The organism is Synechococcus sp. MU1611 (assembly GCF_020514255.1).
GTDB lineage: Bacteria > Cyanobacteriota > Cyanobacteriia > PCC-6307 > Cyanobiaceae > Parasynechococcus.
The window spans coordinates 120490-135518 of record NZ_VTLC01000006.1; the positions used below are offsets into that span (position 1 = coordinate 120490).

The 15029-nt window shown below is 57.2% G+C and carries 13 protein-coding genes and 1 pseudogene; 8 read left to right on the forward strand and 6 right to left on the reverse strand.

Features of this window, described 5'->3' with window-relative positions; all coding sequences use genetic code 11:
• Positions 1-32 precede the first annotated feature (32 nt).
• Together FZZ92_RS11800 and FZZ92_RS11805 are read left to right on the forward strand one after the other, a co-directional pair.
• Complete coding sequence (locus FZZ92_RS11800) at positions 33-668, forward strand: LON peptidase substrate-binding domain-containing protein (protein WP_115022728.1); 636 nt, start codon at positions 33-35, stop codon at positions 666-668.
• Complete coding sequence (locus tag FZZ92_RS11805) at positions 668-1600, forward strand: methyltransferase domain-containing protein (RefSeq protein ID WP_226423281.1); 933 nt, start codon at positions 668-670, stop codon at positions 1598-1600. Before FZZ92_RS11800 ends, FZZ92_RS11805 begins: the two co-directional genes overlap by 1 nt.
• A 37-nt stretch (positions 1601-1637) precedes the next feature.
• Here the strand turns inward: FZZ92_RS11805 and pheA are convergent, their stop codons facing one another.
• Positions 1638-2480, reverse strand: coding sequence for a prephenate dehydratase (pheA, locus tag FZZ92_RS11810; RefSeq protein WP_226397936.1), 843 nt, complete (start codon positions 2478-2480; stop codon positions 1638-1640).
• Between the two features lie 52 nt (positions 2481-2532).
• Here pheA and FZZ92_RS11815 point away from each other — a divergent pair, with 52 nt between their 5' ends.
• Entirely contained in the window at positions 2533-3108 is a 576-nt protein-coding gene (locus FZZ92_RS11815; RefSeq protein WP_226409150.1) for a DUF1997 domain-containing protein, read from the forward strand.
• Here FZZ92_RS11815 and FZZ92_RS11820 read toward each other — a convergent pair.
• The 3 genes from FZZ92_RS11820 to FZZ92_RS11830 all read right to left on the reverse strand — a co-directional run bounded on the left by FZZ92_RS11820 (position 3055) and on the right by FZZ92_RS11830 (position 8521).
• On the reverse strand, positions 3055-3654 hold the full coding sequence (locus FZZ92_RS11820) for a ribonuclease HII (protein ID WP_226397935.1): 600 nt from the start codon (positions 3652-3654) through the stop codon (positions 3055-3057). The genes FZZ92_RS11815 and FZZ92_RS11820 overlap by 54 nt on opposite strands.
• A gap of 5 nt (positions 3655-3659) precedes the next feature.
• Positions 3660-5600 (reverse strand): Rne/Rng family ribonuclease, encoded by a 1941-nt coding sequence (locus FZZ92_RS11825; protein WP_226397934.1) that lies wholly within the window; start codon positions 5598-5600, stop codon positions 3660-3662.
• A 257-nt stretch (positions 5601-5857) separates the two neighbouring features.
• Positions 5858-8521, reverse strand: a complete 2664-nt coding sequence (locus FZZ92_RS11830) for a TIGR03960 family B12-binding radical SAM protein (RefSeq protein ID WP_226423282.1) — start codon at positions 8519-8521, stop codon at positions 5858-5860.
• Positions 8522-8574: 53 nt separating this feature from the next.
• On the opposite strand from FZZ92_RS11830, the gene FZZ92_RS11835 reads away from it, so the two are divergent.
• The 4 genes from FZZ92_RS11835 to FZZ92_RS11850 are packed head-to-tail and all read left to right on the forward strand — an operon-like array spanning position 8575 to position 12487.
• On the forward strand, positions 8575-9801 hold the full coding sequence (locus tag FZZ92_RS11835; protein ID WP_226397932.1) for an LL-diaminopimelate aminotransferase: 1227 nt from the start codon (positions 8575-8577) through the stop codon (positions 9799-9801).
• Positions 9802-9848: 47 nt separating this feature from the next.
• Positions 9849-10169, forward strand: coding sequence for an ATP-dependent Clp protease adapter ClpS (gene clpS, locus FZZ92_RS11840; protein ID WP_115022714.1), 321 nt, complete (start codon positions 9849-9851; stop codon positions 10167-10169).
• 4 nt (positions 10170-10173) lie between these two features.
• Positions 10174-11046, forward strand: coding sequence for a type II CAAX prenyl endopeptidase Rce1 family protein (locus FZZ92_RS11845; RefSeq protein ID WP_226397931.1), 873 nt, complete (start codon positions 10174-10176; stop codon positions 11044-11046).
• A gap of 4 nt (positions 11047-11050) precedes the next feature.
• The gene (locus FZZ92_RS11850; protein ID WP_226423283.1) at positions 11051-12487 is read left to right on the forward strand and encodes a sulfatase; all 1437 of its coding nucleotides are present in this window, start codon (positions 11051-11053) and stop codon (positions 12485-12487) included.
• Here the strand turns inward: FZZ92_RS11850 and FZZ92_RS11855 are convergent, their stop codons facing one another.
• Entirely contained in the window at positions 12488-13135 is a 648-nt protein-coding gene (locus FZZ92_RS11855; protein ID WP_226397929.1) for a sulfotransferase family 2 domain-containing protein, read from the reverse strand.
• An 18-nt stretch (positions 13136-13153) separates the two neighbouring features.
• Positions 13154-14743 (reverse strand): photosystem II high light acclimation radical SAM protein, encoded by a 1590-nt coding sequence (locus FZZ92_RS11860; RefSeq protein ID WP_226423284.1) that lies wholly within the window; start codon positions 14741-14743, stop codon positions 13154-13156.
• A 171-nt stretch (positions 14744-14914) separates the two neighbouring features.
• On the opposite strand from FZZ92_RS11860, the pseudogene FZZ92_RS11865 reads away from it, so the two are divergent.
• Positions 14915-15029: pseudogene (locus tag FZZ92_RS11865) on the forward strand (photosystem II q(b) protein); the annotation flags it as partial.

Consider the following 15029-nt stretch of genomic DNA (forward strand, 5'->3'; position numbering starts at 1 on the left):
CCTAGGATTCAGTTGCCTACAACACGGCGTTCGTGTCCGATTTTTCCGTGAGGGAGCTTCCCCTGTTCCCCCTGCCGGACGTCGTGTTGTTCCCTCAGCAGCTCCTGCCGCTGCACATTTTTGAATCGCGTTATCGGATGCTTCTCCAGACGGTTCTGGAGACCGACAAACGATTCGGCATCGTTCGCATCAATCCTGAGAACGGCGAGATGGCCGAAATCGGGTGCTGCGCAGAGGTGCTCCAGCACCAAACCACTGAAGACGGTCGCAGCTACATCGTTTCGCTGGGCCAACAGCGGTTCCGCCTGTTGAACATCACCCGTGAAACGCCCTACAGAACAGCCATGGTGAGCTGGTTGGAAGATGAGCCCGTGGCCGATGCCGAGGCACTCAACAGCTTGCGGGACAAGGTCAGCGAAGCCTTGAACGACGTCGTTCAGCTGACAAGCAAGCTGCAGAACCGAGAGGTGGAACTCCCTGATGATCTCCCTGATCTACCGCGGGAGCTGTCGTTCTGGATCAGTGCCCATCTCGACCAGGCCGCATCAGAGCAACAGAGTCTTCTGGAACTGACCGACACCCAAGAGCGTTTGAGTCAGCAGTTTGAAATGTTGGACCACACCCGACGCCAGTTGGCGGCCCGCACCGTACTGATGGATCTGAAGTGATGTTGGGATCTTTACTTGTGGTGGCCGGAGCGGCTGGAGCAACCGGGCTTGCCCTATGGCTTCGTCGCGACCGGCGCTACGAATCGTCGGAGAGTGTTGCCTCCGCCTACGACGCCTGGACGGAAGACCGTTTGTTGGAGCAACTCTGGGGGGAACATGTCCATCTCGGCCATTACGGGACCCCGCCCGGCTCCTGCGACTTCCGCGAAGCCAAGGAAGCCTTCGTTCACGAGCTTGTGCGATGGAGCGGTCTGGACCAACTTCCCGCCGGCAGCCGGGTGCTGGATGTGGGATGCGGCATCGGTGGCAGTGCCCGAATCCTGGCGCGGGATTACGGGTTGGACGTTCTCGGCATCAGCATCAGCCCAGCCCAGGTGAAGCGGGCCACGCAACTCACCCCATCAGGCCTGACCTGCCGCTTCCAGGTGATGGACGCCTTGGATCTTCAACTGCCCGATCAGAGCTTTGATGCGGTCTGGAGTGTGGAGGCAGGCCCGCACATGCCGGACAAACAGTGTTATGCCGATGAACTGCTGCGGGTGATGCGGCCGGAGGGTCTGCTTGCTGTGGCCGACTGGAACCGCCGCGACCCATCCGACGGCGGCATGACGCGACCCGAACGCTGGGTGATGCGTCAGTTGCTCAACCAGTGGGCCCATCCCGAATTCGCCAGCATCAAGGGGTTCCGCCAAAACCTCGACAACAGCGCTCACCATCGTGGTCAGATCGTTACCGATGACTGGACCCAGGCCACGCTGCCCTCATGGATTGACTCCATCGTCGAGGGCATCCGACGTCCCTGGTCTGTGCTCAGCCTGGGACCCAAAGCAGTGCTTCAAGGCCTGAGAGAAACCCCGACGTTGTTGCTCATGCACTGGGCCTTCGCCACCGGCCTGATGCAATTTGGCGTTTTTCGGATCCGTCGAGACTGATCGTCAACAACCACTGATTTTCAACAGCCACTGATTTTCAACAGCCACTGAGGTCGCTGCTGGGGTAGGCGCCGAAATGGGCGAGATGCTCACAGAGAGGCTGCAATTGAGCGATGAGTTCAGCCAGCGCATTTGAAGGCGCTGAAGGAAGGTCCACATCCACAAAAAACACGTATTCCCCCAACTCCCGTTTGGACGGACGAGATTCAATTCGGCTCATGTTCAACCCCCGCTGAGCCAAACAAGCCAGCGCCTCCAGCAGGGCCCCAGGTGCATTGCGATGCAGCGAGAACGCAAGACTGGCCACATCTCCATGTTCACTGCGTTCACCACGGCGCAACAAGAGAAAACGGGTGCGATTTCCCGCCACATCATTCACGGGAAAAGCCAACTCATCCAACCCGTGTTCGCTTGCAGCCGTCTTGGATGCAATCGCAGCACGAAAGGGACTGCCGGCCACCATGCGAGCAGCCTCAGCGGTAGACGAGGTAGGGAGCTGCAGGGCATCAGGCAAATGCTGTGCCAACCAGCCACTGCACTGGGCAAGGGCCTGCGGATGAGAGAGCACTTCCGTGACTCTGCTGAGTGGACCACTCCCCAGCAGAGCATGCTGAATCGGGAGCACCAACGCCCTTTGAATACAAAGCTCAGGATGCGACCAGAGAGCATCGAGGGTCGCTGTCACTCCCCCTTCAACTGAGTTCTCAATCGGAACAACGGCTGCATCACACTGCCCCTGGGCCAGCTGTTCCACAACCGATCGAAGACCGGTGCACGGCATCAACTGGACATCATTTAGGGCGTCCTGGTCGATCAACACCCGGGCGGCCTGCTCGCCATAGGTCCCAGCTGGACCAAGGAATGCGAGACGTGTAGGCATCGAAGCCGCACTGCATGGACTCGATAAGATCATGCCGCGTCAGGTGAAGTCCATGCCCCTGGCCTTCGAAGCCAGTCAAAAGCTTGATCTGCCTGTCAGAACCGGAGCAGAGCGGCTGCCCACCTATTTGCTTGAGGAGGAACGGGTTCTCGGAGCCCTACTAGACGCACGCCAGCTCACCCCCTTACAGCCGGGTCTTTACCGCTACGTCGTGACCAGCCTGAAGGTCTTTCAGCTCCATGTGAAGCCCGTGGTGTCGCTTCAGATCCATAGGGAAGGGGACACTCTGGTGATGCGCGCCCTGGATTGCGAACTGGAAGGCCTAGGGATCGTTGATGACTTTGCGCTGAATCTGGAAGCACGACTCGCCTGCACACCCGAGGGGCTTCAGGGGAACGCGCATCTGTCGGTCAGCGTGAGTCAACCCTCCCTGCTGAAGTTGATTCCAAAACGAGTGTTGGAGTCAACAGGGGAATCCATCCTGAGCGGCATCCTCATTGGCATCAAAACCCGTGTCGGCCAGCAGCTCATTGACGACTATCGGAGCTGGTGCGGTGCAACAGAGGCGCAACTCTCATCCCAGCAGCCGCTTCAGGAACGTCTGCCGATGCAAGGGCGTGGGGCCTGAAACCATCAAGCTCTGACGATGCTGTGCCGTGCCATAGCCCGCATGGCGCTCGAGTCCATACCCGGGGAAGCGATCGGACAAACGCCGAATGAGTGCATCTCGGGCCTCCTTGGCCAGAACGCTGGCAGCAGCGATGGCAGGTGAGCGGCTGTCGCCGGAAACAACAGTGCGCTGCGGGCCCAGCCAGAGCCTGAGGGGAAGGTTGCCATCCACAAGCACCAAGCCAGGGGATTGCGGCAGTCGCTGAAGAGCACGCAACATGGCGCGTTCAGTGGCAACGCGAATACCACTGGCGTCAATTTCTCGCGCTGAAGCCTGGCCCATGCCGGAGGCAACACACAGCGAATGAATCAAGGGAACCAAGGCAGCCCGACGTTTGGCGGAGAGTTTCTTGCTGTCGGTCAGTCCCGCCTTCAACAGGCGTTCTGCAGCTGCGCCATCCAGCACGACAGCAGCCGCAAAAACAGGTCCGAACAAGCAACCACGACCAACTTCATCCACTCCAGCCACATCCCTCCCGATGGGGAGAGACTCCTGCGGAGTCATCCGGTTCAGACCGTGGCGACAGCAGAGGAGCGGCGACGACGACGGCGGGGCTCCTCTGACTCAGCCGGTTCCGCCACCGGAGCAGGCTCCGACTCAACCGGTTCCGTAACGATCGTTGGCTCTGGTTCGCTGATCGTCAGATTAGTCACGGCCTCCAAGGGGGTGATCTCCACCATCAGGGGTGCAGTCTCATCCGGGACGGAAGACGTCACGACAACTGGAGTTTCCGTGGCAGGGGTCACGGCGGGCTGACTGACGCCATTACGTGCGCCTGAACGGCCACCACGCCCGCCGCGACGACGACGCCGTCCTGCAGTTGCCGCCAGTTGCTGCCGAGCAGCCTCCAGCACCTCCTGCTCATCCTCGCCAGGGCTAACAACCCTCACAACAACATTGTCGGATTCAGGAGGCTCTTCCAGCAACAGGGCAGGATTCAAACCAAGCCAGCCAAACAACTGCTGCTGTTCGTCGGTCATGGGGACGGCAACCAATTCAGGGTCCTGACGACGGGCTATCGCAGGCTCATGCGCCTCTTGCGTCGACACCTCAGGAGCGGTCGTATCGGAGGTATCGACCGGAAGGACAGCATCCTGAGTGCCGCGCCCTCGGCCACCACGCCGCCTCCGGCCATTCCCGCCGTTCTCTCCGGGAGAAACCACTTCAGCGCGGGCAGAAGCAGCGGAACGAACCAATCCCGTGGCGGTCGCCAGGGGCTGGAGAAGATCTTTGCCTGGGAGCACAGCCACGTGGCCCAGGCCCCCACAGCTGGGGCAGGCCCGTCCGAAGAGTTCGTAAATGTTCTGCCCTTGACGCTTGCGTGTGAGCTCCACCAGGCCAAGTTCACTGAGCTGTGCTATCTGCGGTCGAGCTGAATCGTCACGAACGGCTGTCGTGAAATGCTCCAGCAACTGGAGCTGATCACGACGGGAATCCATATCGATGAAATCGATGATGATCACCCCGCCGATGTTGCGAAGCTTGAGCTGACGAGCGATCTCAATCGCAGCCTCGCAGTTGGTCCACAGAACGGTTTCTCGAGCATTGGCCGAGCGCGTGAACGATCCGGAGTTCACGTCAATCACCGTGAGCGCTTCGGTGGGCTCGATGATCACGTATCCACCGGAAGGCAGGTCAACCCGAGGCTTGAGCGCATCGCGGATGGCGGCATTGACCTTGTAATGCTCCAGCAACTCGCTGGGTTCACCGTGGGCTTCTACAAGAACATTGTTGGCATCAGCACCAAGGAAGCTGCTGACACGGCCCACGGCAGCGGCATCGTCCACCACAACCCGGGCCAAATCCGGCCCCATGTGATCCCGCAGAATCCGGTGGATGAAATCTTCATCGCGATTGAGAAGAACAGGGGGGGCTGCTGTCTCAGCTGCTTGCTGAATTGCCTCCCACTGGCGCAACAACGACTCCAGATCTTCAATCAGGAGATCTTCACTGATGCCGTCGGCTTCCGTTCGAATCAGCAGGCCAGCCCCGGGCGGCTTGATCAGAACACCGAGGGCACGGAGTCTGTTCCTCTCTGCATCGGAACTGATGCGTCGGGAAATGTTCACCCCCTGACCATGGGGCTGGAGCACCAGATAGCGCCCAGGCAGAGCAAGGTTTCCAGTCAGCCGTGGGCCCTTGGTACCGGTCGGTTCTTTCATCACCTGAACCAGAACCTTTTGACGAGGCTCGAGAAGTTCAGTGATCCCAGCAGAACCTTTCTTCAGACGCAGCGGCCCGAGATCGGTGACGTGGATGAAACCATTTTTCTCACTTTCACCGATATTGACGAAAGCGGCATCAATGCCGGGCAAAACATTTTCAACCGTTCCGAGATAGACATCTCCGATCTGATAACGACCCTGCGCGACGATCAATTCGTCAACACGTTCATCGGTTAGCACTGCTGCGATGCGCAGCTGCTCCGCGATGACAATTTGCTGGGGCATAGGAGGACTGGTTGAGCCCAATTCAGGGCCATATCCGTTGTGGAACCTGCCGGTCCGCACTCACGGGTTGATGGAAAGATCTGAGCTGGTCAATGTGACCAAAAGGATGCGGAGCTTGCACTCCTATGAATCAAGCTTGGGGGTTCCGAAATAGACCGCCACGCAAGCCGTGATATGGACCTCGATATCCGTGTGGGATCAGACAAGACCGGAACAAGAGTGGTCCCGACGGACAAAACACTTGCTCTGTATTCAAACTAGCACTGAGCACTAAGGATCAGAGCTTCACGGGTCAAGTGTTGCACTTGCAAGGGCTGCCCGACTATCTCGGCAAGCCAGTGCTGAATCTGAGCAGGGCGCAAGCTTCGGCCCATGTCATCCACCGCTGCTTCCAACCGCAGGCGAGCGGCCCCACTGGAGTTCTGATTCGTCACTTGAAGCGCTTTCAAAGCTGGGCGGCAATCTCGCTCTCTGGGGCGCCCCTTCTTATCAGTGTCGTGCCATACCAAGGTCTTGGCCTGCAGCAGTTGATCGACAGCCGCACTCCAGTCCACAGGGATCTGCGTCTGCTCGTCCTGAACGAGATCAAAACACCAAACAGCGCCCGTCAGTTCTTGAGAGAGGCTTTTCCCACGAACGGGAACCTCTGCTGCCGCTAACAGCTGAATCCCATCCGGCAACAAGGGCTGGAGCGTGCTGCAGAAGTGATTTGGGTCCTGTACCTCGGTGAATTCCAGATCCATCCACTCGCTCTGGGCCTCGGCGCCGAGGGGAAGGGCCAGAGCGATTTGAACGCGAGGCAGGGGATGAAACCCTCCGGTGAAGCTGATCGGGAGAGCACTGCGGCGCAGGGCTCTCTCCAGCATTCGCATCAGATCGAGATGACTGAGCAGCGCCATCGATCCCGTTTTGGCGAATCGCACCCGGATGCGACACACCCGTTCGCTTGGAGGCGCCTGCGTGGGCACTTGGATCGGCACCTCGGGAGCAGGGACAACCACGTTGTGCCCCAAATCCGGGCCACACACACCACAGCTGCTGCATCCGTCAAAGGAGCAGTCCGGCACAACCGCCGCGGCAAGAGCCCGTTGCAGATCATCTGTCAGCCAGGCCTTATCGATGCCTGTATCGATGTGGTCCCAGGGGAGCGGCTGGGCACAGAAGGCTTCTAGGTCCTCCCGATCCAGCGCGGCCACGGCACTCCAGCCCCCGACCTCCATCTCCCGATAACGCCCTTCCAAACCAGCGTCCGCAATAGCTCCGGTCCAGGCGGCATAGGCACGATCCAGCGACTCAAACCACGCATCCATTCCGGCACCGGCCCTCCAGGCCGCCTCGATCACCGGTGCCAGGCGCCGATCACTGCGACCAACAAAATCCTCCATGGCGGACAGCCGCACATCGGTGAAGTTCACCTTCACGCCGCGCAAACGCCTGAAGACCTCCCTTAGCAGGGTCTGCCGCCGCTCAAACTCAGCAGTTGAGACGCTGTGCCACTGAAATGGCGTGTGGGGCTTGGGCGTGAAATTGCTGATCGTGATATTGAGGTTCAGCCGACCCAGGTCACGACAGCGCTGCTGCAGCATCACGCAGGTCTCTGCAATGCCGAGGACATCGGGATCCGTCTCCCCAGGAAGGCCGATCATGAAATACAGCTTCACCTTGCGGTAGCCGTTCTGCATGGCGGTGCGGATGCCATGCAGCAGGTCGTCATCGGTCAGGCCCTTATTGACGATGTCGCGGAGTCGCTGCGTACCGGCCTCTGGAGCGAAGGTCAGGCCCGCTTTTCGCGTACCGCCCAAAATGTGCGCGATGTCTTCATCAAAGCGATCCACCCGCTGACTGGGCAGCTGAAGCGTGACGTTCTGATCCGCGAGGCGGTTCCGCAACTCCACCCCTACCGCCGGCAGCGCTAGGTAGTCGCTGCAACTAAGTGACAACAAGGAAAAATCGCTGTAGCCGGTTTGTTTCATCCCGGTTTCAACAGCTTCGATCACCGCCTCTGGTTCAACATCCCGGGCTGGACGCGTCAGCATCCCTGGCTGACAAAAGCGACATCCCCTGGTGCAACCACGTCGAATCTCCACCGTGAGACGGTCATGCACCGTTTCCACATGGGGGACAAGGCCCATGGCGTAGTGGGGCATCGGCGTCGCCACACGCCGGAGAACCCTCTCAGGAACATCAGGATGGAGCGGCTGGAGGGTGACTCCGTCCGCGCCCAGCTCGTAGAGAGAGGGCACATAAACGCCGGGAACCTGGGCCAGATCGCGGAGCAGTTGCGATCGGGTCAATCCATCGGCTTTGGCCTGAGCCACCACTAGACCGATCTCGGGCAGCAGTTCCTCCCCGTCCCCCAGTGCAACGAAATCGAAGAAAGGGGCGTAGGGCTCTGGATTGCTGGTGGCTGTCGGACCGCCCGCGAAGATCAGCGGAGGAGCTGCAGGATCACTCAGCGGCAAGTCGCCACGATCGGCGGCTCGAATCGGCACCTGGGCAAGGTCCAGCATCTCGAGGATGTTGGTGGCGCCGAGTTCGTAACTCAGGCTGAAGCCCAGAATGTCGAAGGTGGGCAAGGGCCGACGGCTTTCCACCGCAAACAGCGCCTGACTCCGCTCCCGCAAGCGGCCGGCCAGATCGGCGGCCGGGAGATAAGCGCGATCGCACAATTGCCCAGGCACGGCATTGAGGATCGAATAGAGGATGATGTGGCCGAGATTGCTGGAGCCGACCTCGTATATCTCGGGGTAAGTGAGCGCCCAGCGCACCGATGCGGCTTGCCAATCCCTTGGTTCGACCCCTAACTCATGCCCCATGTACCGGGCGGGTTTATTGATGCCGCTGTCCACCAGGGCATGGAAATCAACCGGGTGATCCGGGGTTGAGACGACCACGACGGATGTCCTTACTCCTGAAGTCATCGTATGGAGCTGCCGACACGGCAAGATGCCCCGCAGACATAGCTTCCGGTTCCGTGGTTCAGGTCAACGGCAATTACCTCAAGCTCAAGGCGGGCTACCTGTTCCCTGAGATCGGTCGGCGCGTGAAGGCGTTCAGCACCGACCACCCCGATGCAGCGCTGATTCGCCTGGGCATCGGTGATGTTACGGAGCCCTTGCCACTCGCCTGCCGTGAGGCGATGAAGACAGCTATCGATGCAATGGGCACAGCCGAAGGCTTTCACGGCTACGGCCCCGAACAGGGCTACGGCTGGCTGCGGGAGGCCATCGCCAAGAACGACTTCCAATCCCGAGGCTGCGACATCAGTGCAGAGGAGATTTTTGTCTCCGACGGCTCCAAATGCGACAGCAGCAACATCCTCGACATCCTTGGCGAGGGCAACAAGGTGGCTGTCACCGACCCCGTTTACCCGGTGTATGTCGACAGCAATGTGATGGCCGGCCGCACCGGTGAAGCCGGTGCGATCGGTCGCTATGCGGGCCTGAGCTACCTCCCGATCAGTGCGGACAACGGCTTTGCAGCGCAGATTCCCAGTGAACCTGTCGATCTGATTTATCTCTGCTTCCCCAACAACCCCACTGGTGCAGTCGCCACCCGGGAGCAACTCCAAGCCTGGGTGGACTACGCCCGTTCCAATGGCGCCCTAATCCTGTTCGATGCGGCCTATGAGGCCTTCATCCAGGACCCAGCCCTCCCCCACTCCATTTTTGAGATCGACGGCGCCCGGGACTGCGCCATCGAATTCCGCTCCTTCTCCAAAAACGCTGGCTTCACTGGCACACGCTGTGCTTTCACCGTGGTGCCGAAAGGGCTGAAAGGCAAGGCAGCCAGCGGTGAGGACGTTGAACTCTGGGGGCTATGGAACCGGCGCCAGAGCACCAAATTCAACGGTGTGAGCTACATCATTCAGCGCGGAGCTGAAGCTGTTTACTCCGAAGCCGGTCAGGCCGAGGTGAAGGCCCTCGTGAGCTTCTACATGGAGAACGCCGCGATCATTCGCCGCGAACTCAGTGAGGCAGGCCTCACTGTTTATGGCGGCGAACACGCTCCCTATGTCTGGATCAAGACCCCTGAAGGCATGGACTCCTGGGGATTCTTCGACCATCTCCTCAACAAAGCCAATGTGGTCGGCACGCCCGGGAGCGGTTTCGGCGCCGCCGGAGAGGGTTATTTCCGCCTATCCGCTTTCAACAGTCGCGCCAATGTGGACGAGGCCATGGCTCGCATCAAGGCTCTATGAGCCGCCCCTCATTCGCATTCCCCTTAGATTTCAAAAATCTCGGATCAATGGTCATGGCCGTGGATGCTCCCAGCCAAAACCCAGGAGGTGCGGCTGTTCTGGACAAAGCTCCGGAACGGGTTCGCAAGCGCTCACCTCGCTACAAGGTGCTTCTGCACAACGACCCGGTGAACTCCATGGAATATGTGGTGTCCACCCTTCAACAGGTTGTGCCCCAACTCAGCGAGCAGGACTGCATGGCCGTGATGCTGGAAGCCCACAACACAGGTGTTGGCTTGGTGATCGTGTGTGACATCGAGCCAGCTGAGTTCTATTGCGAAACACTGAAGGGCAAAGGGCTGACAAGCTCCATCGAGCCCGAGAGTTAGTGAGATGAAGCAACTGCTGGACAGGTTTCTCCTGCTTCAGCCGGTCTGGCTGCCCACACTTCTGTTCATTCCGCTGCTCTACGCGTTGGGGTGGATTACAGCTGTCCCTCTCACGCTGCTTGGGCTGCCAGCACATCAGGTCTCGCTCACAGGGACCGTTCTGAGTTTTGTGCTGTTTCTGCTGGTGATGCCCCGATGGGCCGCCCTGCGATGGTCTGAAAATCACCCTTGGAGACGGCTAGGGCTAGTGGGTCGTAATCCGAGGAATCGCATTCCTCACGTGACTTCACTGAGCATCGGCCTTTTGATGTCCCTTGCGCTCGTCACCGTGATTGTGAGCTTGCTTGTTTTCACAGGAGGTGGGACATGGCAAGGGAGCCTGGATATCAATGCGCTGTTCAATTGCCTATTACTTGCCCTCGGCGTCGGACTGGCAGAAGAACTGATCTTTCGTGCCTGGCTTTGGGAAGAGCTCACGCTGATCATTGGCGCTACGGGCGGCATGCTCGGGCAAGCAGCGCTATTCAGCCTGGTGCACACACGTTTCAACCTCGGCATTTTGCCGATGCTGGGTTTATTAACAGGGCTATTTCTATTAGGGCTGGTCTTGGCTCTACTCCGGTACCGCAATCGGGGCTCTTTATGGGGAAGCATCGGAATGCATGGGGGGCTTGTCGGGATCTGGTTCCTTGTTCATCAGAACCTAATGACAATCAATCCAAGTGCACCGATTTGGCTGGTGGGTCCAGGGGGATCTAATGCCAATCCTTTGGGGGGGGTTGTTGGGATCCTTAGCTTGACTGCAATAGTCGCCTACCTACGCCAACACACTCAGTCAACTCGCTTGCGGCAGTCAACACACTCAGTCCACGACTAAAACAATGCTCAAGCAACGATTGCAGTCAATAAAGCAAAGGCTGACGAATCGACGCCCTCACAACGTCATTATTATTTTTGCCGACCAGTTGCGAGGAACGACGGATATCAATCAATGTCATACACCCACTCTTGATTACCTAAAAAGCCAAGGAATCAACTTTCCAAACGCAATATCCGGATGTTCACAATGCTCTCCTTACCGAGGTTCATTACTAACCGGCCTCTATCCACTCCAGCACGGGGTATTGGTCAATGATGCAACTCTGACACCCACACATAATTCCATCGCTACCGCATTCAAGCGAAATGGTTATCACACGGCATACATTGGAAAGTGGCATGTCCATGGATCGCCCACCGGAGGATTTGACCGAAGGAACTCACCAATCCCCAGACAATATCGTGCAGGCTTTGACCATTGGCAAGGGAATGAATGCAACCACAACTACAACCAATCCCCATTCTTCTTGAATGACGATACCAAACAAAAATTCTGGAAGGGCTATGACGCCATAGCCCAAAGCCGTTGCGCCGCAAAACTGATCAAAAAATTCGCACAGAATGCGCAACCCTTTTTCCTCACCGTCTCATGGGGACCACCCCATGATCCGTATCATTCAGCCCCCCAGGAATATCAAGACTTATACGACAAATCAAACATCAATATCCCTAAAAATGTTCCGAGCGAGCATCACAAAAAAGCGAGAAATCAATTACATGGGTACTACTCCCATATCTCAGCCCTCGACGACTGCTTAAAAATCATCCTGCGTAGCCTCAAAAAAAGCAATCTTGAAGACAAGACCATTGTGGTCTTTACATCAGATCATGGCGACATGATTTTCAGCCATGGCTTAACCAGAAAGCTGTTCCCATTTGAAGAATCTGTGCGCGTCCCGCTCATCATCAGAGACCCAACCAACAAACATCGTGCCGGGCAGCAATGCAATGCACCTATTGACGCACCTGACCTGATGCCAACACTGCTTGGATTAGCGAACCTCAAACAGGAGGATCATTTACAAGGCCAAGACTGGAGCATGATCATCCGAGGGCAAAAACCTGGTAACAGCTCAGACGCGGGACTCCTTAGTGCACCAGTACAAGCAGGGCCACTTCAACTGTACGGAGTACAGGCCTATCGTGGCGTGCGAACAAGCCGCCACACCTATGTTCGCAACGCAAGCGGTGCATGGCTTTTATTCGACAATTTCGATGATCCATTTCAGATGAACAACTTGATCAAAAACAAAACAGCGAAGGGAATAAAAGACGATCTAGAACAATTGCTTAGAACCAAGCTAAATAAGCTTAACGACAACTTCGAAAGCAGCGACGAGATCATCGCAAAGCATCGCCTCCAACAACATGTTGCGAGAACCGGCCTGGGCGCTCAAATACCGTGGTCATACCCCTGGAAAACAGGAGACGAAGACTAATTACGCAGAAGGATCAACAAACTTATAACCCAAAAACTCTATATCTTCCGCAAAAATATCGGCAACCATTTCAATCGCTTCTCGATCCGAGTAATAATGCTGGAACGATTGCCTTTTGGATCGATTGGCGTGGCCTGCCAACAGACCTGCCTTCAATCCTAGAGCAGCAAAAACTTGCGCGCAATCTTCGCCAAAGGACTCCAAACGCCCAATTCGATCCACAAGAACTGATCCATCTTGATCAAGAAAAAACCGAACCTGAGGAGTCCACTGCACATGCTCTTTCAGGCGAATCAACTCAAGATAAGACTTAAATTCCGTATCTGATTTCATACCCAAATACTCCATTAAATCCGGCCTTCTCTGCATAAAGGCAAACTGAGAAACAATGCGATCCCAAGGATTCCTCACAAAAGTAAATTTATAGTACGAATCAAAGGCATCACTTCCAACTTCCTGACGAACCTGCCAGGCCAAAAGATGCTGAAGGCCACCGGTCTGATACTTATTTTCAAACCGGGTCACAAACCCCATCCAAAGATCTTGCTCAGTACGACCTTGATCTTTCGGCCAGATCACATCCTCGACAGAGGTTCCACCACACTTAGGAATGTGGATAAAAATACATTTTTTATCGTGAGAAATCACAACGATTTGGGGCTGAAATCAACGAACAGCCGTTGCCAAAGCAGCACGGCCAGAAACAGGAGCACGCAACGCTTCCTGAAGTGGAGCCACTCCGTAATCCCTTTCGAGGAGCGACATCACCGTGCGACCGAAATCGGCAGGATTGCGATCAAAGGCCTCGAGACACACCCGGCCGAAGGTGCTTCCCATCGGCTCCGGGTTCCAGAGAAGCTTGCGCGCGGTCCACGGCATCATGCTCATCGGGTTGTAACCCGGCTTGATTAAGCCCTGATCGAAACCGTACTGCTCGAGATGGGTATGCGGTTGCAAACCGATGAAGAAGATCGCAGGCTCAACCCGATCAACACCGAAAATTGTTTCAAGCTCCCGGTGATAAGCCACGGTCTGTCGAATGGTCTCCGGCCGCTCATCGATCACGTTGAAGGAGTAGTTGACCGAGACGTGATCGCGAAAGCCAGCTTCCGCAAGCATGCGGCAACTTTCCAACACCGTCCGCAGGTTGTATCCCATGCGCATCTTTCGCACGAGCTCTTGGGAGCCTGAAGTTATTCCGATCTCGAAATAGCTCATGCCCGTCTCCACCATGAGCTGAGCAAGCTCTGGATCGAGATTGTCGGCTCTGATGTAGGCCGCCCAGCGAATTCCGGTAAGACCTTCAGCTTTAATCGCGCGTAAAAGCTCCTTGGCGTCTTCGATATAGCGCCGAGCGGGAATGAACTGAGCATCGGTGAACCAGAAACCACGCACCCCGCGGTCGTAGAGCTGGCGCATCTCTTTCACGACCTCGGCAACAGGATTGAGGCGCACCTGCTTGCCTTCCACCACTGTGTAGACGCAGTAGCAGCAGTTATGAGGGCAGCCACGCTTGGTCTGAACACCGACGTAGAAGTCACCGCCTTCGAGATACCAGTCGAGCTGGGGCCAAACCGAGGCGATGTAGTCGTAATTGCAGGCTGTCTTGGGACGACTCTCCGGTTGCTCATGGATCAAGCCTGACCGGGGCGGTTCACCAACAACGAAGCAGCGCTCTTGCTCGAGAGACTTACCCTGTATCAACTTTTCTAGAAGCGGCTCCCCCTCGCCGACGGACACAATCGTGCCCTTGGGAAGCGACTTGCCGAGCTGTTCATAGAACACACTGACGGCTCCACCTCCAAGAACGGCCCGCGCGCTTGGCTGGTGACGGCGTGCGCGCTTCAAGCCCTGACGCACCAAACGCTGGTTTCTGCTCAGCTCGCCGTAATGACTCCGCATCAACTGAAGCCCGCCCAAGGCGCCATGGAGTCGCTTCAGTGGGTTGCGGGCATAAAAGACTTCAAACGAATTCTGGAGAGGGTTGCCCCCTCGCCCGTCGACCGGTGCATAGATCTGGATGTCTCTCCAGGAGAACACCAGAAGCGTGGGCTGAAATTGGTCAACGGTCGCGTCCAGCACACGATGCACGTCGAGCACTGGTAATGCCGCAAGATCCAGGATGCGCTGAGGCATCTCCGGGAAGCACTTGTGCAGATGGTCGGCGAGATAGATCGGCCCGATCGGAAAGATCGGATTGCAGGGCAGCCGCACCAGTAACACCCGTTCTTGCTGTGGTGCCAAGTCAGCTGCCATGGAGCTTTCGGGACGCTAACAAGCGCGACACCCAAAGGCGCTGACGCCCTCTTCACAAGAGCTTCATAAAGCTTGCGATACACAGCGCAAACTTCCGTTACACTTGCCATCAGGCAGGGCTCTCCTGCCCTTCCTTAAACCGTTCCTTCGGGAACATTTCTTTCCGTTCTCATGACCACCACCCTCCAGCAGCGCTCCGGCGCTTCCAGCTGGCAGGCCTTCTGTGAGTGGGTCACCTCCACCAACAACCGTCTGTATGTCGGTTGGTTCGGTGTGCTGATGATCC

What these genes read in the sequence shown, in the direction of transcription:
- pheA (WP_226397936.1), bottom strand. Translation starts at nt 2,480, where the DNA reads ATGCCTACACGTCTCGCATTCCTTGGTCCAGCTGGGACCTATGGCGAG.
- FZZ92_RS11815 (WP_226409150.1), top strand. Translation starts at nt 2,533, where the DNA reads ATGCCCCTGGCCTTCGAAGCCAGTCAAAAGCTTGATCTGCCTGTCAGA.
- FZZ92_RS11805 (WP_226423281.1), top strand. Translation starts at nt 668, where the DNA reads ATGTTGGGATCTTTACTTGTGGTGGCCGGAGCGGCTGGAGCAACCGGG.
- FZZ92_RS11845 (WP_226397931.1), top strand. Translation starts at nt 10,174, where the DNA reads ATGAAGCAACTGCTGGACAGGTTTCTCCTGCTTCAGCCGGTCTGGCTG.
- FZZ92_RS11850 (WP_226423283.1), top strand. Translation starts at nt 11,051, where the DNA reads ATGCTCAAGCAACGATTGCAGTCAATAAAGCAAAGGCTGACGAATCGA.
- FZZ92_RS11860 (WP_226423284.1), bottom strand. Translation starts at nt 14,743, where the DNA reads ATGGCAGCTGACTTGGCACCACAGCAAGAACGGGTGTTACTGGTGCGG.
- FZZ92_RS11825 (WP_226397934.1), bottom strand. Translation starts at nt 5,600, where the DNA reads ATGCCCCAGCAAATTGTCATCGCGGAGCAGCTGCGCATCGCAGCAGTG.
- FZZ92_RS11820 (WP_226397935.1), bottom strand. Translation starts at nt 3,654, where the DNA reads ATGACTCCGCAGGAGTCTCTCCCCATCGGGAGGGATGTGGCTGGAGTG.
- FZZ92_RS11830 (WP_226423282.1), bottom strand. Translation starts at nt 8,521, where the DNA reads ATGACTTCAGGAGTAAGGACATCCGTCGTGGTCGTCTCAACCCCGGAT.
- clpS (WP_115022714.1), top strand. Translation starts at nt 9,849, where the DNA reads ATGGTCATGGCCGTGGATGCTCCCAGCCAAAACCCAGGAGGTGCGGCT.